Source organism: Luteibacter sp. (assembly GCF_009912395.1).
Classification (GTDB): Bacteria; Pseudomonadota; Gammaproteobacteria; order Xanthomonadales; family Rhodanobacteraceae; genus Luteibacter.
On sequence record NZ_WNDO01000004.1, the window covers coordinates 18484 to 38985 of the forward strand.

The window sequence follows — 20502 nt, forward strand, 5'->3', positions numbered from 1 at the left end:
TCCGTTGCCCCCCACCGTGTTGGAGTCAGACAGGATGCCCAGGGCGCTGGTCATCGAAGACGATGAAGTGACCGCCCGCGATATCGTCGCGGAGCTGGGCGCGCACGGCCTCGCCGCCGACTGGGTGGCCAACGGCCGCGATGGCCTCCAGCGTGCGCTGGCCGACGGTTACGACATCATCACCCTCGACCGCATGCTGCCCGGCATGGACGGCATCGACGTCGTGTCCGAGCTGCGCAAGCGCTCCGTCGAGACCCCCGTGCTGATGATCAGCGCGCTGTCCGACGTGGACGAGCGCGTGCGCGGCCTGCGCGCCGGCGGCGACGACTACCTCACCAAGCCGTTTTCGCCGGACGAACTCGCCGCACGCGCCGAGGTGCTGCTGCGCCGCCATCGCAGCGCGGCCACGCAGGACACCCGCCTGCGCGTCGGCGACCTCGAACTCGACCTCGTTCGCCACAATGCCCTGCGCAACGGCCAGCCGCTCACGCTGCTGCCTACCGAGTTCCGCCTGCTCGAATTCCTGATGCGCAACGCCGGTCAGGTGGTGACGCGGCAGATGATCTTCGAGCACGTGTGGGGCTTCCATTTCGATCCGGGCACCAACGTGATCGACGTCCATATCGGCCGCCTCCGTCGCAAGATCGACGGTGCCGGCCAGCTGCCGCTCATCCGTACGGTGCGCGGTTCGGGGTATGTCCTTGCGCCCGCTGACTGACGCCTGGCGCTCCGCCACTTCGCGGCTGATCCTCATCTATGGGGCGCTGTTCGCCATCTGGTGCGTGGTGCTGGTCGGCGTGGTGCAGTGGGAATCCACGCGTTACCTGTCCAACGTGGTCGACCAGATGCTGGTCGCGCGTATCCACTACCTGGAGAACACCGACGCCAAGCGCCTGCCGGACACGGTGGACGCCGCCAGCGCGATCGACATCCAGGGCTTCATGTGGGTGGGACTGTTCGACGCGCAGGGTCGGCGCCTCGCCGGCAACATCGCCGGCGTGCCCAAGGGCATGGACGAGGACAGCGTGGTCCATCCCATCCGCGCCAGCCTGCTCGATTCCAAGCGCGGCGGCGAGATGCGCGCACGCGGCATCACCCGCGAGCTGCCCAACGGCGAGCGCCTGGTCGTCGCCAAGGAAAGCACCACCATCGATGGCCTCACGGCGATCATCTGGCGCGGGCTGCTCTGGGGCCTGTCGCTGACCCTGCTGCCGGGCGTGCTCGGTGGCGTGCTCATCGCGCGTGGCCCCGCCAAGCGCATCCGCGCCATCCAGCAGGCCATGGAACCCATCCGCCAGGGCGATCTCAGCGTGCGCCTGCCGGTGAGCCGCGGGGGCGACGAGGTCGACCTGCTCGCCGCCACGGTCAACCAGGCGCTGGGCGAGATCGAGCGCCTGCTGGGCGAGGTGAAGGGCGTCACCGACAACATCGCGCACGACCTGCGCACGCCGCTGACCCGCATGCGCACGCGCCTCTACCGCCTGCAACAGCAGTTCGAAGGCAAGCCGGAAGGCGAACAACTGGACGACTGCGTGGCCGAGATCGACACCGTACTGGCGCGCTTCCGCGCGCTGTTGCGCGTTTCGGAGCTGGAAGACCGCCAGCGTAGCGCCTGCTTCGCCGTGATGGACCTTGGCGCCGTGCTGCGCAACGTCCACGAGTTCTACGCGCCGCTGGCCGAGGACCGCGACCAGGCCTTCGAGCTGACGGTGGATCGCCTGCCGGCCCTGCGCGGCGATCCGCAATTGATGTTCGAGGCGCTGGCCAACCTCGTTGGCAACGCGATCAAGTTCACGCCCAACGGCGGGCGCATCCGCCTGGTGGCATTTACCGACACCACGGGCGATGCCCGCGTGGATATCGCCGATACCGGTCCGGGCATTCCGCCGGACGAGCGCGAGGCGGTGTTCCGTCGTTTCTATCGCGGCGACGAGACGCGATCCAAGCCAGGCTGCGGCCTGGGCCTGGCCATCGTCAGCGCCATCGTGCGCCTGCATGGCTATGCGCTGTCCGTGGGTGGCGACGGCAAGGGCGCGGTGTTCTCGGTGATCTGCCCCTGCGATGCGTTGCCGGAGAGCCGCGTGGTCACCGCGGCGCGTGTGAAACCGGCCGAGTCCGGTCCCCTCGCCGACACGTTGCCGGAGGCGTCGCCGATCACTCGGTGATTGGCACGCAAGCCCTTATCCCGGCGCGATTTTTCGGCGTCCACGCAGACGTCTAAATAAATCTTAACTACGCCGTAGGAAGGTACGGAGGCAGAATTCGCCGCGACGCAACATTCGCGCTCGGAACCCGTCCTCCATGATTGGCATCGTCCGGATCGCACTTACGCGACCGTATACCTTCGTCGTCCTCGCCTTGCTGATCCTCATCGTGGGTCCGCTGTCGGCGATGCGTACGCCGACCGATATCTTCCCCGACATCAAGATCCCCGTGATCGCGGTGGTGTGGCAGTACACCGGCCTTCCGCCCGACCAGATGGTGGGCCGTGTGTCGTCGCCGTTCGAGCGCGTGCTTACCACCACGGTGAACGACGTCGAGCACATCGAAGCCAACTCGATCGCCGGCTTCGGCATCGTGAAGATCTTCTTCCAGCCCACGGTGGATATCCGCACGGCCAACGCACAGGTGACCGCCGTCGCGCAGACCCTGCTCAAGCAGCTGCCGCCCGGCACCACGCCGCCGCTGATCCTGAACTACAGCGCCTCGACGGTGCCGATCATCCAGCTCGCGCTGTCCGGTGAGGGCCTCACCGAGCAGAACCTCGCCGACCTTGGTCTCAACATCATCCGTCCACAGCTGACCTCGGTGCCCGGTGCCGCGATCCCGTATCCGTTCGGCGGCAAGACCCGCCAGGTGCAGATCGATATCGACCCGGCCACGTTGCAGGCACGTGGACTGTCCGCGCAGGACGTGGCCAATGCGCTCGCCGCGCAGAACCTGATCACGCCGGTCGGCACGCAGAAGATCGGCGATTTCGAGTACACGTTGCAGCTCAACAACTCGCCGTCCGTGGTCGACGAGCTGGGCAACCTGCCGGTGAAGGTGGTCAACGGCGCGACGGTGTTCATCCGCGACGTGGCCCATGTGCGCGACGGTTCGCCGCCGCAGACCAATATCGTGCACGTCGACGGTAATCGCTCGGTGCTGCTGACGGTACTGAAGAACGGCTCCGCCTCGACGCTGGCGATCATCCAGGGCATCAAGGATCGCGTGGCGAGCATGAAGGACGCCCTGCCCGAGACCCTGAAGATCAGCCCGATCGGCGACCAGTCGCTGTTCGTCAGCGGTGCCATCGTCGGCGTGGCGCGCGAAGGCGTGATCGCCGCCGCGCTCACCAGCCTGATGATCCTGCTGTTCCTCGGCAGCTGGCGCTCCACGGTGATCATCGCCACGTCGATCCCGCTGGCCATCCTGGGCGCGATCGCGATGCTGTCCGCGTTCGGCGAGACCTTGAACATCATGACGCTCGGCGGCCTGGCGCTCGCGGTGGGCATCCTGGTGGATGACGCCACGGTGACCATCGAGAACATCAACTGGCATCTCGAGCACGGCAAGGACGTGGAAACCGCGATCCTCGACGGCGCGGCGCAGATCGTGACGCCGGTCTTCGTCTCGCTGCTGTGCATCTGCATCGTGTTCGTGCCGATGTTCTTCCTGGACGGCGTCGCCCGCTTCCTCTTCGTGCCGATGGCCGAAGCGGTGATGTTCTCCATGATCTGCTCGTTCATCCTGTCGCGTACGCTCGTGCCGACGATGGCGAAGTACCTCCTGCATCCGCATTCGCACGAGGATCCGCACGGCGAGCACGGCAAGGTGTCGCGCAATCCGCTGGTCCGTTTCCAGCGCGGTTTCGAAAAGCGCTTCGAAGCGCTGCGCCAGAGCTACCACGGCCTGCTCGAACTCGCGCTGCGTAACAGCAAGCCCTTCGTGATCGGCTTCATGGTCTTCGTCGTGCTGTCGTTCGCGCTGGTGCCGATGCTCGGACGAAACTTCTTCCCGGCAGTGGATTCGGGGCAGATCCTGATGCACGTGCGTGCCCCGGTCGGCACCCGCGTGGAAGAGACCGCGAACCTGTTCGCCGCCGTCACCAAGGAAGTGCGCAAGATCATTCCGGCCGAGGAACTCGGTACCGTGGTGGACAACATGGGCCTGTCGTCGTCGAGCATCAACAACACCTACAACAACACGGGCACGGTCAGCTCGGCCGATGGCGACCTGCAAATCTCGCTGAAGGAAGATCACAAGCCCACGGCGGACTATGTGCGCGAATTGCGCGAGAAGCTGCCGCGCCTGTTCCCGACGGCCACCTTCTCGTTCCCGCCGGCGGACATCATCAGTCAGATCCTGAACTTCGGCTCGCCCGCGCCGATCGACCTGCAGATTCGCGGTCCGAACGTGGCGGCGAACTTCAAGTACGCCGATACGCTGCTGCGCGAGATCCGTCGCGTGCCGGGCGTGGTGGATGCACGCATCCAGCAGTCGCAGTCCAGCCCGACCTTCAACGTCGACGTGGATCGCAGCCGCGCGCAGCAGGTCGGTATCACCGAGCGTGACGTCACCAATAGCCTGGGCGTGAACCTCGCCGGTTCCAGCCAGATCGCGCCGACCTTCTGGCTCAATCCGCAGAATGGCGTGTCGTACCCGATCGTGATGCAGACGCCGCAGTACGCGATCGATACGCTGCCCGACCTCGCCAACGTGCCGATCAGCCCGAGTACCGGTGCGGCCGGTTCGCAGATTCTCGGCGGCTTCGCTTCGTTCAACCGCACCACCAGCAGCACCGTGGCCAGCCAGTACAACATCCAGTCGATGGTGGAGATCTTCGCCACCACGCAGGATCGCGACCTGGGCGGCGTCGCCACCGACATCCAGAAGATCCTCGACGCGCACAAGAAGGACCTGCCGAAGGCATCGAGCACCGCGCTGCTCGGCCAGGTGCAGACGATGAACAGCGCCTTCACTGGCCTGATCCTCGGCCTGCTCGGTGCGATCGTGCTGATCTACCTGCTGATCGTGGTGAACTTCCAGTCGTGGGCCGATCCGTTCGTGATCGTCACCGCGCTGCCCGCCGCCATCGCCGGCATCATCTGGATGCTGTTCGCGACGCACACGACGCTGTCGGTGCCCGCGCTCACCGGCGCCATCATGTGCATGGGCGTGGCCACGGCCAACTCCATCCTGGTGGTGAGCTTCTGCCGTGAACGCCTTGCCGATACCGGCGACGCCTTCATCGCGGCGTCGGAAGGTGGTTTCGTCCGCTTCCGCCCCGTGTTGATGACCGCGCTGGCCATGATCATCGGCATGCTGCCGATGGCCTTAGGGCTGGGCGAGGGCGGCGAGCAGAACGCGCCGCTGGGTCGCGCCGTGATCGGCGGCCTCATCTTCGCCACCACGGCCACGCTGCTGTTCGTGCCAGTCGTTTTCAACATCATCCATGGCCGTCGCGGCCACGCCTCCAAAACCCCGGTGAATGCTTCCGGAGAGCCCGTCCATGTCGCCTGATACGATCCATACGCCCCCGCCGCGTCGCCTTCGCCTTGCCGGCATCATCGCCGCCATCGTGATCCTCGCCATCGTCGTCGCCGGCGTGGCCACCCGCGCCAACGAATCGCGCAACCTGCGCGAATGGACGGACGAGCAGGCCACGCCGTCCGTCACCCTGGTCAACCCCGAAGGCGGGCAGGGTGGCGGCGACCTCAACCTGCCGGGTCGTTTGCAAGCCTATGCCCGCGCACCGATCTACGCCCGCACCAGCGGCTACCTGAAGTCGTGGAAGTACGACATCGGCCAGAAAGTGAAGGCCGGCGACATCCTCGGCGAGATCGAAACGCCCGACCTCGACCAGCAGTTGCTGCAGGCCAAGGCCGACCTCGCCAGCGCACGCGCCAACGAAATGCTGGCCCAGACGACGGCCAAGCGCTGGCAGTCGATGCGTGATTCGGACTCCGTCTCCAAGCAGGAAGTGGATGAGAAGACCGGCGACTACGACGCCAAGCGTGCGCTTGCCGAGGCGGCGCAGGCCAACCTCGAACGCATCCAGGCGACCAAGGGCTTCGCGAAGCTCGTGGCGCCGTTCGATGGCGTGGTCACGGCGCGCGAGACCGACGTCGGTGCGCTGATCAACGCCGGCGGCGGTGGCCAGGAACTGTTCGTGGTGTCCGACACGCACAAGCTGCGCATGTATGTGAACGTGCCGCAGAACTACGCACCGTCGATCAAGCAGGGCGCGACGGTGAAGCTCAGTGTGCCGGAATATCCGGGCCAGACCTTCGAGGGTAAGGTGGAATCCAGCTCCTCGGCGATCAATGCGGCCAGCGGCACGACCCTGGTGCAGGTGGCGGTCGACAACACCGACGGCCGGCTGCTCCCCGGTGGCTACGCCAGCGTGATCTTCGACCTGCCTGCCAACGCGTCGCTGTTCCGCGTGCCGGCCAGCGCGCTCGTCTATGACGGCAGCGGCCTGCGCGTGGCGATCGTCGATGCGCAGAACAAGGTGACGTTCAAGGACGTGACCATCGCGCAGGACTTCGGCAAGACGGTGCAGCTCGCCTCCGGCATCGCCGCCGGCGATCGCCTGATCGAGAGCCCGCCCGATGGCCTGGCCAATGGCGATACCGTCAAGGTGATCCCGTCGAAGAAGGAAGGCGGCAATGGCAAGGCGTGAACCCTTGCGGCTGCTCTCGGGCTTGCTGCTTTCGGCAGGCCTCGCGGCCTGCTCGATGGCACCGATCTACAAGGTGCCCGAAGTGCCGGTCGCCCCGCAGTTCGCCAATGTCGATTCGCCGTGGGTGGAGGCCAAGCCGGCCGATCATCTCGATCGCGCGAACTGGTGGTCGCTGTACGGTGACTCGCGCCTTGATGGCTTGCAGGGACAGTTGCTGAAGAGCAACGCCACGCTCGCCGCCGCGTATGCGCATTACCAGCAGGCGGAGGCGTTCACCAAGGAAGCGCGTGCGGGGTTGTTCCCGACGTTCGGCCTCAACGGCAACGCCACGCGTAACCGCGAATCGGACACGAGGCCGCTGCGCGGCGCAACATCGCCGGCGTACTACAACTCGTACACCGTCAGCGGCCAGCTCGATTACGAAGTGGACCTGTGGGGCCGCGTGCGCGACACCGTCGCCGCCGGTACCGCCGAACAGGCGGCCTCGGCGGCCGACCTCGCCGGTGCGCAGCTGAGCCTGCAAGCCCAGCTGGCCGACAACTACCTACAGCTCAACGGGCAGGATCGCCAGATCAAGGTGCTGAACGAAAGCATCGACGCGTTCACCAAGTCCTTGCAGCTCACGCAGTCACGTCACGATGGCGGCATCGCCTCGGGCCTGGATGTCGCGCGTGCGCAGACCCAGCTCTCCAACGCCAAGTCGCAGCTGACCCAGGCGCAGGCACAGCGTGCGGTGGTGTTGCATGCGATCGCCGTGCTGGTGGGCGACAACGCGTCGACCTTCACGCTGGAAACGAAGGACGACGCCGTCAAGGTGCCAACCATTCCGCTGGAGGTGCCGTCGGCGCTGTTGCAGCGTCGCCCCGACATCGCCGCTGCCGAACGGCGTACCGCCGCGGCCAACGCGCGCGTTGGCGTGGCGCGCGCGGCCTTCTTCCCGCAGATCACATTGGACGGGCAGGGCGGTTGGCAGAGCAGCGCATGGGGCAACATCGCCACTGCGCCGAACCGCTTCTGGGCCATCGGCCCAACGGCGCTGCTGAGCGTGTTCGATGGCGGTCGCCGGAAGGCGGCCGTGGAATCGGCGAAGGCGGCAACGGACGAAGCGGGCGCGAAGTACCGTGACGTGGTGCTCAACGCGTTCGCGCAGGTGGAAGACAACCTCACCCTGCTGCGCGATCTCGGCACGGCACTCACCGACCAGCGCGCGGCGGCCGACGCCGCGCAGAAATCGGTGGATCTGTCGCTCAACCGCTATCGCGAAGGCGCCGTGAGCTACCTCGACGTGGTCCAGGCACAAACCTCCGAGCTCGACGCACGCCGCAGCGTGATCGACCTGGAAACCCGCCAGCTCCGCGCCAGCGTAGCCCTGATCCGCGCCCTCGGCGGCGGCTGGTCTGCCACCTGACCTTTTGTAGGAGCGCGCTTGCGCGCGATGGGGCTCGCCGAGTCCCCCCATCGCGCGCAAGCGCGCTCCTACAACGGCGCCGGTCGCGGTGCTAGCCTGCACGGATGCAAAGCATCCTCATCCAGCAGCGCCAGGCCCAGCAGGCGGAAGGTACGCCCAGCGCGGCCATCCGCATCGATCGCCTCGACCGGGTCATCGGCCTCCTGGTCGACCATGCCCGCGAGATCGCCGATGCCTTGAGTGACGACTTCGGTCACCGCTCGATTCAGGGCTCGCTGGTCACCGATGTCGCGGCCTCGATCGAACCGCTGAAGCACGCGAAGAACCATGTGCGCAGATGGATGCGCCGTGAGCGCCGGGCTGTCACACCGGCAGCACTTGCCCTGCTGGGTGCACGAGCCTGGGTGGACTATCAGCCCAAGGGCGTGGTGGGCGTCATCGCCCCCTGGAACTTCCCTTTCAACCTCACCTTCTCGCCGTTGGCCGGCATCCTCGCCGCGGGTAACCGCGCGATGATCAAGCCCTCGGAATTCACGCCACGTTCGTCGGCGCTGATGCAGACGATGATCGCGAAGGCGTTCGATCCGGCCGAACTGGCGGTGGTGACGGGCGACCAGTCGATTGGCGAGACCTTCGCGGCGCTGCCCTTCGACCACCTGCTGTTCACCGGCGCGACCTCGGTGGCGAAGCATGTAATGCGCGCAGCGGCGGAAAACCTCGTGCCCGTGACGCTGGAACTGGGCGGCAAGTCGCCGGCCATCGTCGGTCCCGATGCCGATCTTGATCGCGTAGCCGAGCGCCTTCTGTTCGGCAAGACGCTCAATGCCGGGCAGATCTGCGTCGCTCCGGATTACGCATTGGTACCTCATGACAAGGTGGATGCATTCGCGAGTGCCTTGGCGCAGCGCTTCACGCTCATGTATCCCACCCTGCGCGGCAATGGCGATTACACGAGCATCGTCAACGAGCGGAATCTCGACCGTCTGCAAGGCTATCTCGCCGACGCGCGCGAGAAGGGCGCCACGGTGCGTTCCCTCGACGCGTCGGTCGATATCGTCGAGGACCGCAAGCTGCCCCTGCATCTCGTGATCGATCCCACGGACGACATGCGGGTGATGCGTGAGGAGATCTTCGGTCCCATCTTGCCGATCGTGCCGTACCGTCGACTCGACGACGCCATCGCTTATGTAAACGCCCGACCGCGCCCCCTCGCGCTCTACTGCTTTGGCGACGATCGCGCCATGCAGGAACGGCTACTCGCCGATATCGTCGCGGGCGGTGTCACGATCAACGACACGGTGATGCACCTGACGATGGACAACCTGCCGTTCGGAGGCGTCGGTCCGTCGGGCATGGGGGCATACCACGGCTTCGACGGCTTCCGTACCTTCAGCCATGCGCGAAGCGTCTACCGTCAGGCCTGGTTCGACGTGGGCAAGCTGCTGCGTCCGCCGTACGGACGCGGTATCGACGCGGTGCTCAAGACGAAGATCCGGCGCTGAGCCGGGCACCCCGCGCGACGCTATTGATCCACATCGGTTCGATGCCGTAACGTCATCGCTCGCGCCGCGCGACTCCGCCCGGCCACAGGGGAAAACGTATGGCACCGTTGGACTGGATCGTAGCGCACGATCCATTGGGCCCGTTCGCGTGGACGGCCCTGGGAGGGATGCTTGCCTGGATCGTATTCGTCGAGCCATGGCTGGGCGTGAAGGGGCATCGGCGCTTCCTCGCCGAACTGGGTCATGAGGACGACACCCGTCGGCGATTCTATCTTCGCTGGACGATCCTGCTGACCGCGCTCGGGAGCCTGGTACTGGTGGCATTCGCCGTCGTGCCGGGTTTGAACTGGTCGGCGCTGGGCATGCGCATGGACACCTCGCGTGTCGAACCCCAGATGATCGTTGCGCTGGCCGTTGGAGGCACCGCCGGTAGCTTGGTGGCGATGCTCATGGCGCGCCGCCGCGGCACGCCCCCGCCCATGATGGGCGATATCGTGGCCATGTTGCCGACGACTGGCGTCGAGCGCGGATACTTCATCCTGCTTTCGTTCGCCGCGGGGATCTTCGAAGAGATCGTCTGGCGGGGGATGGTCGTATTCGCGGTGTATGCGATCGCTCCGGATGCCGCGATCTACTGGCCCATCGCCATCTCGGCGGTGGTATTCGGCTTCGCTCATGTTTATCAAGGCAAGAGAGGCGTACTGGCGACGACCTTCCTTGGCGCCGTGCTCTGCTGGATGTATCTGTATTCGGGAAGCCTGCTGCTGCCGATGGTGCTTCATGTGCTGATCGACGTGCGGGCGGGATTCGCACGGCCGTTGCGTACCCCATTGCCCGCCTGACGAAGCCCCGCGTCCAGGGACGACCTCACGTAAAGCGCGGGGCCTTCACGATCGCCCTGCGTTCAACGGCTTCGGTGTGACGGCAATGCTCCCATCATGCGGACCTCGAAGGATGAGGCCGCGTCATGAAGATACTGTTCGCCTGGGTTTGCCTGATAGGGATGTGGCCGGCCTGGGCCTATCCTCCGCCCGATCTCGTGTATCGCATGGACACGCGGTCGCCTGACGACATTTTCAGGAACGGTTTCATCCCCGTCGGCCACAACACGAATCTCTACGAACACGTGGAAGGCTTTACGTGCTTTGGCGGAGATCGTACGTCGGGTTTCGTCGCGACCACGGACGACGAGTCGTTCGCCACGGGCTGGGGAAGCTGGTGGCTATCCAACGGCTCGCATTTCTTCGTCTATCGCATACGACCCACGACGCAGTTCTACAGCACGACGGCCAGCTTGATGCATGCCTATCAATCCGAGGGCCGTGAGGCCTACCGGATGTTGGCCGATCGCTTCATCGGGCAGGGTGAATGGGTGTCTCGGGGAAGAATTCCCGCCTTAAGCATCGTCGATGCCACGGAGTACATCAGCCGCGGTTCGGGAGGTCTGCCGCCGACACGGGTCACGATCCATACCAATACAGGGTATGTCGAGGCGCCAGCTGAGGTGAATGTCCAGCCCTATCGATGGAATACGGAAGGTGACGGCTCGTCTTCGGTGGGCGGGCAACATGCACTTTGCGAGGCGGCCTGCCTTAATCCTTCGCTCGATGTCGTGCTGAACTTTCGTAGAAAGCGACAGGTGGACACCATCGACGATGCCACCTTGCACGTGGATTCATGCAGGAAGGCGGTATTCGGAAGGGTATCCGCCCTGATTGCATCGTTTGCCGATCCAAGCCTTGACGAGCATGCGGATGTCAAAGGCGTCGACACCATTCAAGGGAAGGAACCATGACTCACATGAAAGCCAGTTTCCATGTACGGAGAACAGCCACCGTCAGCGTTTCGTTGATGCTGGCATGCGCGGCTGCCAACGCCCACGAGCTCAACGTCAGACCGTCACCCGGCAATACCGTAAATACACCGATGAACATCGCCATGGAGTCGCAGGGATTCACATGCCAGGTGACGGTCGAGAGCGTATGGATCAGCGCAGGCGAATCCGTCTATGCGGCCTTCTCGAACGACAAGATCTGGTATCGCGTAAAGAAGGCCGCCATGCTTCCCTTGCTTTATACGGCCTACTCCATGGGGCGGAAGGTCTGTTATCAAACCCGGGGCGACGCGATAAACGGCATCGATGTCAATATCATTTTCCTGGATCCGCGACCGTGATTTCGGTTGTGTCACTCTTGCAACCTCCCTGTAGGAGCGCGCTTGCGCGCGACCCGCGGCAGCGGGCCAGATTGCCGCTGCCGCGAGTCGCGCGCAAGCGCGCTCCTACAGGTGAAACGGGATCGCGAGCACCCATCGCCGATCGTATCGGCGATTCCCCATAAAAAAGGGCCCTTGCGGGCCCTTTTTCATTTGCTTTTCGCTTACGCCTTACAGCTTCGCGCCAAGCAGTTCTTCCAGCTTGCGCTGGTCGACGGCGAACTTGCGGATGCCTTCGGCGAGCTTGTCGGTGGCCATCGCGTTTTCGTTGTGGCCCCAGCGGAACTTCGCTTCGGTGAGCTTGGCCGGCGCGGCTTCGTTGCGTCCGGCGTCCTTCAGCGCGAGCGGCAGGTCGGCGGTGGTTTCGTCCAGTTCCTTGAGCAGCTCCGGCGAGATGGTCAGGCGGTCGCAGCCGGCGAGGGCCTGGATCTGGCCGATGTTGCGGAAGCTGGCGCCCATCACCACAGTCTTGTAGCCGTGCAGCTTGTAGTAGTCGTAGATACGACGGACCGACTGCACGCCCGGGTCTTCGGCAGGGGCGTAGGTCTTCTTGTCGGTGTTGGCGACATACCAGTCGAAGATACGGCCGACGAACGGCGAGATCAGGAACACGCCGGCCTCGGCGCAGGCCACGGCCTGTTCGAAGCTGAAGAGCAGCGTCAGGTTGCAGTCGATGCCGTCCTTCTGCAGCTTCTCGGCGGCCTTGATGCCTTCCCAGGTGGAGGCCAGCTTGATGAGGACGCGATCGCGCTTGATGCCGATCTCTTCGTACATGCCGATCAGGCGCTTGGCCTTGGCGATGGAGGCCTCTTCGTCGAACGACAGGCGGGCGTCCACTTCGGTGGAGACGCGGCCCGGCACGAGCTTGAGGATTTCGCGGCCGACCAGCACGGCCAGGCGGTCGCCAGCATCGATCAGCTGCTGGTCGCGGTCCTTGCTCTGGCCCTTGGCCCACTGCACGGCTTCGTCGATGTAGCCCGCGTAGGTCGGGATACCGGCGGCCTTGAGCAGCAGCGACGGGTTGGTGGTGGCGTCCTGCGGCTTGTACTTCTCGATGGCCGAGATGTCGCCCGTGTCGGCGACGACGGTGGTGATCTTGCGGAGTTGTTCGAGTTGGGTGGTCACGTCAGGGGTTCCGTTACCGGGGAGATGTCACATTGTCGCGCCGATGGGCGACAGGAGATAGGCGTCCGATGATATCGGGTCGATTGTTCAATATAGGTCGATGGGGTCGACATCAAGAGACCAGCGCACTTTGCGGGCCGACGGCAGGCTCGTGAGGGCGTGCTGCCAGGGGCGCAGGAAGGCGTGCAGGCGCGCGCGGGTCGCCGATTCCACGACCAGTTGGCCACGATGGCGGCCGGCCCGCAGCGGCATCGGGGCGGGCATGGGGCCGGCGATGCGCAGGTTGCCCGGGTCGCCGATGGCCGCATGCGCCTCGGCGAGGAACGTATCGACCTCCGGGCGTCCGTGCGCGTCCGCGCGCAGCAGCACCTGGTGGGAGAACGGGGGCAGTTCGAGCAGGCGGCGCTCTTCGAGCAGGCCGGTCGCCACCGCCCCGTAGCCGCCACGGAGCAGGGCGTGCAGCATGGGATGGTCGGGGTGGTGGGTCTGTAGCAGGACATTGCCGGGCTTGCTCGCGCGCCCCGCGCGTCCGGCCACCTGCACAACCAGCTGGGCGAGTCGTTCGCTGGCGCGGAAGTCGACACTGTGCAGCCCTTCGTCCACGCCGACGATGGCGACGAGGGTGAGGTTGGGCAGGTCGTGGCCCTTGGCCAGCATCTGCGTGCCGACCAGGATCGCCGGCTTGTCGTCGCGCAGGCTATCGAGGATTTCGCCGAAGGCTTCACGTCGCCGTGTCGTTTCGCGGTCGATCCGCACCACGGGTATCTCGGGAAAGCGCTCGGCCAGGGCCTCTTCCAGGCGTTCGGTGCCCTGGCCCTGCGGGCTGAGGTTGGCGGAGCCGCAGGACGGGCACGCCGACGGTACCGAGAGGACGTTCTCGCAGTGGTGGCAGACCAGCCGACGCTTGCCGGCATGCAGCGTCATGGGGCGGTCGCAGCGTGGGCAGTCGGCATGCCAGCCGCAGTCGTGACACAGCAGCACGGGGGCGTAACCGCGGCGATTGCGGAACACCAGCGCCTGCTCACCGCGTCCGACGCAGGCGGCGACTGCATTGACCAGGGTGGGTGACAAGCCGTGGTCGAGACGCTGCGCGCGCATGTCGACGATCTGTACGCGCGTGGGCTGGGTGGCGCCCGGACGGGCGCGCAACAGCAACGAGCGGTAACGCCCGGCCTCGACATTGGCGAGCGTTTCCAGTGAGGGCGTGGCAGAGCCAAGCACCACCGGGACGCCATGCGCACGGGCGCGCACCAGGGCCAGATCACGGGCGTGGTAGCGAAAGCCTTCCTGCTGCTTATAGGAAGGGTCGTGCTCCTCGTCGACGATGATCAGGCCGGCCGTCGGCAACGGCGTGAACACCGCCGAACGCGTGCCGATGACCACGCGGGCGGTGCCGTTGCGGGCCCGCAGCCAGGCGCGGGCCCGGTCGCCTTCGGCGAGGTTCGAGTGCAACACCTCGATCGTGACGCCGAGGCGTTCGCGCAGGCGCCGCACGGTCTGCGGCGCCAGGCCGATCTCGGGGACCAGCAGCAGGGTCTGCTTGCCTTCGGCCAGGGCGCGTTCGATCAGCGCGAGGTAGACCTCGGTCTTGCCACTGCCGGTGACGCCATCGAGCAGGTAGGGCTGGAAGCGGCCGAAGCCTTCGCCGATCGCCGCGACGGCGGTGGCCTGTTCGTCGCTGAGCGTGGGGCCCGGCGCGGGCGACGCGGGAAGGCCGCCATCCTCCACCTCGCGCTTCTCCACCAGCCCGGCGTCGAGCAGCCGGCGCGCGGCGGCGCGCCAGTCCGGCAGCGCGAGGCCGAGTTCGTCGGCGGCGCGGGGGCCGTCGTACAGCGCGTCGAGCAAGGCGGCCGAGCCGCCCTTGCGGCTGCGCGCGTCGCGGGCGCTGCGGCCCTGGGTCGTCAGTGCCCAGACTTCGCGCCCGGTGGCCGGCAGGGGACGCGGTTCGCGCAGCGCGAGCGGCAGGGCGTTGGCTACGGCTTCGCCGGGCGCGCCCGCCCAGTAGTCCGCCGCCCAGGCCAGGGTGGCGAGCAGTTCGGCGTCGAGCAAGGGCGCGTCGTCGAGGATCTCGTGGGCGCGCTTGAGCCGTTTGGCACCGACCGCCGCCTCCGCCGCCGGATCGACCACCACGCCCACCATCTCGCCCTTGCCGAAGGGTACGCACACGCGGGATCCCGCCTGGGCGCTGCCTGCCTCCGGAGGCAGATAGTCGAACAGGGTCAGCAGGGGAACCGGCAGGGCGACGCGGAGGACGAGAGTCATTCGGGCCCTAGTTTAATGGGATATGCCGATTGTGCTGGTCAATGATTGACCACGATCACATGGGCTTGGACCCACATCGCATGCGTCGAAAGAGGAATGGCAGGTAAGTGCCCGGCCCCCGGACGGTTTCAGGGTTATCCACAGGAGCTGTGGATAAGTCTGTGGATGAGGGTCGGATGGAGGGGGTCCAAGGCGCACCGTTGAGCCTTTCGGGTTAGCTTGGGTACATTTTAACCAAGCTGAAATATTTCAATATTTCAGGCACTTAAAATTTCGACGAGAAAAGGGTTCACCGGATGTGGCCAAAACCTTGACAAAGGCGAAGGCGTCCGGCGGCCTGTGTGCAACTCTCCGTTGCTAGGAAGAAATCCTAGTGCGTCAGCCCGATCACCATGGCGATGAGGAGGGCGAACATCAGTAGCCAGAAATAGACGCTGCCTATCAACCAGTACTTGAGGATAGTCATCGGCCATCCTTGCCGGTAGACCCGTTTCTGCATCACCAGCAGGTACACCGGCATCCAGATCGCGATGGCCCACTGGACCAGGCCGATGGCGGTCGCGGCGATGCCCACATGGGGGGCGAGCGCACTTCGGGCAAAGCCCAGCAGCATCAACAGCAACAGGCCCAGGAACAGGAAGGCATGGCTGTGCAGCGCCACGATCAGGTGTTCCATGTAGAGGCGGCGGCGGAACAGGTAGAACACCTTCAGCAGCAGGGCGAAGACCGGGACCATCACGAACATGGTCAGCGGCAGCACGCCGAACACGCCCTCGACGATCCGGTGAATCGCCTCGTCCTGTTCGGGGCCGGGGTGTCGGGCCTGGCGGATGTTGTTGCGCAGGCGGCCCAGCGATGCGGTAAGCCGCTGGTTGACGGCATCGGGAAGCCAGCCGATCGCCACGGTGTTGTGTTCGTCCAGCAGGTCGGCCTCCGAGGTCCAGCCCACGGTGACCTTCGGCGTGCCCTGGGCGGGCGCGGCGGGTTCCGGTTCCGCGGCCAGCAGGGGCGCCCCCAGTTCCTGGAGACGCTTGTTCGCGCTGTCACGGATCTGCCCGCGGGCGGTGGCGATGCCCATCTTGGCCAGTCCAGGCACCGCCGGGTCGGACTCCGTGCGGCGCAGGTCGCGGATCTGGTCGTCGTAGAGTTCATGGACTTCGTCGGCGGTACCGGCGGCGGCGAACGCGCCGAGCGCCTCCTTGGACGTGCTGTCCCCGTGGCCGCTGAAATGCGTGCCGTTGACCGCCACGTGCACGAAGAAGAACGCCATGAGGCAGAACACGAACATCAGGCGGAAGGGCGCGATGTAGCGCACGCGACGGCCCGAGAAGTACTCCAGGGTCAGGAAGCCAGGCTTGGTGAAAAGCGGAGGCACGGTATGGACGATGCGCTCGTCCATGTGGAAGAAGATGTCGCCGGCGTCCTCGAGCAGGTGCGCCATGGGGCGCAGCACGCTATGGATGGACTGTCCGCACTCGTGACAGAAATGGCCCTGCAATGGGGCCGAACAATTCGCGCACATCAACACCGGCGCCGTTTCCAGCTCCTTCATGCCCCTACTCCCCAGTTGGGTTCCCCTCGCAGGTGCGGATCATGGCACGGCAGCGGCTACAATGGAGGGCCATACACGGTAGTTCCGAGCCATGTCCATCGACCGCACCCGTGCGCGTCGCGAGGTTGGCGCCACTTTTCGACTGGCGCTGCCGATGATCGCGGCGCAACTTTCAGCCATCGGCACCAACGTCGTCGACGCCGTGCTCGCCGGTCATCAGGGCGCGCACACGCAGGCGTCCGTGGTCACCGGCGTCAACATCTGGGCACTGGCGATCGTCACCGGCATTGGCACCATGATGGCCGTGCCGCCGACGGTCGCACAGCTCGATGGCGCGGGTCGCCGGGGCGAGGTGGGTGCCACCTTCCACCAGGCGCTGTACATCGCCTGGGGCCTCGGTCTCCTGCTGGGCATCGCCGTGTGGCACGCGTCGCCGCTGATGACGGTGTTCGGCGTGGTGGAATCCATGCGCGCCGACGTGACGGCGTTCCTGCATGCCATCGCGTTCGCCGCGCCGGCGCTCACCACCTACTTCGCGTTGCGCGGCCTCTCCGAAGGCCTGTCGATGCCGCGTCCTTCCATGTATTTCAGCTTCGGCGGCCTGGTGATCCTGGCGCCGCTGGGCTACGTGTTGATGTACGGCAAGCTGGGTTTTCCGGTGATGGGCGCGCGCGGCAGCGGCATCGCCACGGCCATCGTGCTGTGGCTGGAGATGATCGGTTTCGGCATCTATGTGCTGAAGCATCGCAATTACCGCGACCTCAACCTGCGCCAGCGCATGGCCCGGCCGGACATGAAGCAGATCCGCCAGCTGTTGAACGTGGGCGTGCCGATGGCGGTGACGCTGCTGATGGAAGCGGGCCTGTTCGTGGCGGTCGCGCTGCTGATCGGTCGCCTCGGCGAGACCGTCACGGCCAGCCACCACGTTGCGCTCAACGTGGCTTCGGTCGCCTTCATGATCCCACTGGGCCTGTCCATGGCGATCACGGTGCGCGTGGGCAACGCGGTGGGCCGTCGCGATGCGCTGGGTGTGCGTTACGCGGGTCTCTCCGGTATTTCGCTGGTGCTGGTCACGCAGTTCCTGTCCTCGGGCGCCATGCTCCTGTTCGCCATGCCCATCGCCAGCCTGTACACGAACGACCCGGCGGTGATCGCGATGGCCTCGCAGTTGCTGATACTCGCGGGGTTCTTCCAGTTCTCCGCAGCATCCAGGTGGCTTCCAACGGCGCGTTGCGTGGGCTGAAGGACACCCGGGTCCCCATGTTCATCACGTTGTTCGCGTACTGGTTCGTCGGCATGCCGGTGGGCTGGTACCTGGCCTTCCCGCACGCGCTGGGTGCCCGCGGCATGTGGATGGGCCTGATCGCGGGCCTGAGCGTCGCGGCGATCCTGCTGTTCGCCCGCTTCTGGCGCAGCAGTGCCCGTGGACGCTGGCCTGACGACGCCGACACGACGCCCGTGCCATTCCACACGTGATGCAAGCGCCCTGACGCGCTACGCTCGACCCCAAGTCTTTCCAAGGAAACCGCCTCGATGCCGGACCATCTCGACCACACGCCGCCGCCGCTTCCCCGCACGGCCCAGCCCGCGCCGCGCCGTCGCGGCGGTTTCGGCAGGTTCCTGCGTGGTGTCGGTCGTGGCCTCAACCTGATCCGGTTGGTGTTCCTCAACGTGTTCTTTTTCGGCTTCCTGGCGCTGTTCGCGCTGGTCATGTACATCGGCAGCCGGGGCAACACGATCGACGACCAGACCGTGCTGGTGCTGGCGCCCGAGGGGGCGCTGGTCGAGCAGTACAGCGCCGATGCGTTCTCCCGCGCCGTGGCCAAGCTGTCCGGCGACGGCGTGAAGCAGGTGCAGGTGCGTGACCTGGTCCGCGCCATCGACGCCGCCGCCGCCGACCCGAAGGTCAGCTGCATCGTGCTGCGCCCGGACAAGATGGAAGCCGGCGGTTTCGCTTCGCTGCGTGAAGTCGGTGCGGCGCTCGATCGCTTCCGTGCGTCGGGCAAGCATGTGCTGGTCTGGGCGTCGAACCTGGAGCAGGGCCAGTACTACCTGGCGGCCCATGCCGACAAGATCTACCTCGATCCCCAGGGCGGCGTGATCGCCACGGGCCTGGCCAATTACCGCCTGTTCTACAAGGACCTCCTCGACCGCCTCGGCGTGCAGGTGCACCTGTTCCGCGTCGGCCAGTTCAAGAGCGCCGCGGAGCCCTTCATCCTCGACCATGCCTCGCCGGAATCGAAGGAAGCCGATGCCTTCTGGCTGGGAGGCCTGTGGGGCACGTGGATCGACGAGATCGCGAAGCTGCGCCATATCGATCCGGCCGCGCTGCGCTCCGACATCGACGGCCTCGCCGAGCGCGTGCGCGACGCGAAGGGCAACCTCGCCGACCTCGCCGTGCAGGAGAAGCTCGTCGACGGTCTCGCCACGGAGCAGGACTTCGTGAAGATGCTGCGCGACGATGGCGTGCCGGCCGGCAAGAAGGACCAGGGCTTCCGCCAGGTCGACCTGGCCGGCTACCTCACCGTGAAGGGCCTGAACAACATCGACCTGCTGCAGACGGGGCCGAGTGTCACCGTGGTGGTGGCCGAGGGCGAGATCACCGGCGGCAAGCAGGCCCAGGGCACCATCGGCGGCGACTCCACGGCCGCGCTCATCCGCGCCGCGCGCAACGATCGCCGCACCCATGCGCTGGTGCTGCGCGTGAATTCGCCGGGTGGCGAGGTCTACGCGGCCGAGCAGATCCGTCGCGAGGTCGAACTGACCCGCGAGGCCGGCATTCCGGTCATCGTCTCCATGGGCGACGTAGCGGCGAGTGGCGGCTACTGGATCTCGATGAACGCCAACCGGATCTACGCCGAGCCGAACACCATCACGGGCTCAATCGGTATCTTCGGCATGTTCTTCACCGTCCCCGATACGCTGGCGAAGATCGGCGTGAAGAGCGACGGCGTTTCCACCGGTCCGCTGGCTGGCGCGTTCGACATGAGCCGCCCGCTCGATCCGAAGGTGGGCGTGCTGATCCAGAGCATCATCGACAAGGGCTACCGCGACTTCGTGGGCAACGTGGCCAAGGCGCGCGGCAAGGACTTCGCGTCCATCGACGCCATCGCCCAGGGCCGTGTGTGGACGGGCGAGCAGGCCTTGCAGCGCGGACTCGTCGACAAGATGGGCAACCTCGACGACGCGATCCGCGACGCGGCCGAGGAAGCCAAGCTCGGCAAGGATTTCCACGTGCGTTACGCCGAGAAGCCGATGGGTGCCTTCGAGCGCTTCATGGCGAGCGTGGGCGATAGCGGCGAAGCGCGCGTGGCGATGTCCATGGGCCTGCGCCTCCCCGCGTGGGTGGCGATGCTGCCGAAGCTGGCGCCGGAGTTCGCGTTGTTCCGCACGGCCGAGGCCGGAAAGCCGAACGTTTACGCGTATTGCTTCTGTTCGCCGCGTTGATGGTGGCGAAGCGGTGAAGCCTTGGCTTCACCGCTTCGTTGGCTTGTCGCGCGCAAGCGCGCTCCTACACGGTAGGGGGCGCTACTGTTCCTGGGCTTCGACGGCCTTGCGCTGATCCTCGGCCTGCTTGTCGACGACCTTCTGCACGTCCTGTGCTTTTTTCTTCTGGTCTTCCATGGACTGCCACGGCACGGAGACGGCAGCCTGCGGCTTGGGCGGGTCCTGCTGGGGCGGCGCCGGCTTGGAGCAGGCGACGCACGCGAGCACGACGGCGATAGGCGCGGTGAGACGGAGCATCATGGCGGTGGTCCTCGGTGGCTCGCCC

At 66.0% G+C, this 20502-nt stretch carries 14 protein-coding genes and 1 pseudogene; 11 read left to right on the forward strand and 4 right to left on the reverse strand.

What is annotated here, in order from left to right:
- Positions 1 to 34: 34 nt before the first annotated feature.
- The 9 genes from GAK28_RS05625 (at position 35) to GAK28_RS05665 (ending at position 11752) form a co-directional block, all read left to right on the forward strand.
- Positions 35 to 718 (forward strand): response regulator transcription factor, encoded by a 684-nt coding sequence (locus GAK28_RS05625; protein ID WP_291776066.1) that lies wholly within the window; start codon positions 35 to 37, stop codon positions 716 to 718.
- Positions 696 to 2165: a HAMP domain-containing sensor histidine kinase gene (locus tag GAK28_RS05630; protein WP_291776068.1), complete on the forward strand. Its 1470-nt coding sequence runs from the start codon at positions 696 to 698 to the stop codon at positions 2163 to 2165. Before GAK28_RS05625 ends, GAK28_RS05630 begins: the two co-directional genes overlap by 23 nt.
- 136 nt (positions 2166 to 2301) lie before the next feature.
- On the forward strand, positions 2302 to 5505 hold the full coding sequence (locus tag GAK28_RS05635) for an efflux RND transporter permease subunit (protein WP_291776069.1): 3204 nt from the start codon (positions 2302 to 2304) through the stop codon (positions 5503 to 5505).
- Complete coding sequence (locus GAK28_RS05640; protein ID WP_291776070.1) at positions 5495 to 6667, forward strand: efflux RND transporter periplasmic adaptor subunit; 1173 nt, start codon at positions 5495 to 5497, stop codon at positions 6665 to 6667. The genes GAK28_RS05635 and GAK28_RS05640 overlap by 11 nt, the downstream gene beginning before the upstream one ends.
- Positions 6654 to 8075, forward strand: a complete 1422-nt coding sequence (locus GAK28_RS05645) for an efflux transporter outer membrane subunit (protein ID WP_291776071.1) — start codon at positions 6654 to 6656, stop codon at positions 8073 to 8075. The genes GAK28_RS05640 and GAK28_RS05645 overlap by 14 nt, the downstream gene beginning before the upstream one ends.
- A 104-nt stretch (positions 8076 to 8179) precedes the next feature.
- On the forward strand, positions 8180 to 9577 hold the full coding sequence (locus GAK28_RS05650) for a coniferyl aldehyde dehydrogenase (protein ID WP_291776072.1): 1398 nt from the start codon (positions 8180 to 8182) through the stop codon (positions 9575 to 9577).
- Between the two features lie 98 nt (positions 9578 to 9675).
- Complete coding sequence (locus GAK28_RS05655; protein ID WP_291776073.1) at positions 9676 to 10419, forward strand: CPBP family intramembrane glutamic endopeptidase; 744 nt, start codon at positions 9676 to 9678, stop codon at positions 10417 to 10419.
- 125 nt (positions 10420 to 10544) lie between these two features.
- A complete protein-coding gene (locus tag GAK28_RS05660) occupies positions 10545 to 11372 on the forward strand; it encodes an enterotoxin A family protein (protein ID WP_291776074.1) in 828 nt (275 codons plus the stop codon).
- A gap of 5 nt (positions 11373 to 11377) precedes the next feature.
- Positions 11378 to 11752 carry a hypothetical protein gene (locus GAK28_RS05665; RefSeq protein ID WP_291776075.1) on the forward strand — a complete coding sequence of 125 codons (375 nt, stop codon included), beginning with the start codon at positions 11378 to 11380 and terminating at the stop codon, positions 11750 to 11752.
- Positions 11753 to 11962: 210 nt separating this feature from the next.
- Here the strand turns inward: GAK28_RS05665 and tal are convergent, their stop codons facing one another.
- From tal to GAK28_RS05680, 3 genes are all read right to left on the reverse strand, one after another.
- Complete coding sequence (gene tal, locus GAK28_RS05670) at positions 11963 to 12916, reverse strand: transaldolase (RefSeq protein ID WP_291776076.1); 954 nt, start codon at positions 12914 to 12916, stop codon at positions 11963 to 11965.
- An 87-nt stretch (positions 12917 to 13003) separates the two neighbouring features.
- Entirely contained in the window at positions 13004 to 15178 is a 2175-nt protein-coding gene (locus tag GAK28_RS05675) for a primosomal protein N' (protein ID WP_291776077.1), read from the reverse strand.
- Positions 15179 to 15548: 370 nt separating this feature from the next.
- On the reverse strand, positions 15549 to 16730 hold the full coding sequence (locus GAK28_RS05680; RefSeq protein WP_291776078.1) for a DUF3667 domain-containing protein: 1182 nt from the start codon (positions 16728 to 16730) through the stop codon (positions 15549 to 15551).
- A 91-nt stretch (positions 16731 to 16821) separates the two neighbouring features.
- On the opposite strand from GAK28_RS05680, the pseudogene GAK28_RS05685 reads away from it, so the two are divergent.
- Positions 16822 to 18206: pseudogene (locus GAK28_RS05685) on the forward strand (MATE family efflux transporter).
- A 57-nt stretch (positions 18207 to 18263) separates the two neighbouring features.
- Positions 18264 to 20177 carry a signal peptide peptidase SppA gene (sppA, locus tag GAK28_RS05690; RefSeq protein ID WP_291776079.1) on the forward strand — a complete coding sequence of 638 codons (1914 nt, stop codon included), beginning with the start codon at positions 18264 to 18266 and terminating at the stop codon, positions 20175 to 20177.
- An 81-nt stretch (positions 20178 to 20258) separates the two neighbouring features.
- On the opposite strand, the gene GAK28_RS05695 is transcribed toward sppA, so the two are convergent.
- On the reverse strand, positions 20259 to 20477 hold the full coding sequence (locus GAK28_RS05695) for a hypothetical protein (RefSeq protein WP_291776080.1): 219 nt from the start codon (positions 20475 to 20477) through the stop codon (positions 20259 to 20261).
- Between the last annotated feature and the right edge of the window lie 25 nt (positions 20478 to 20502).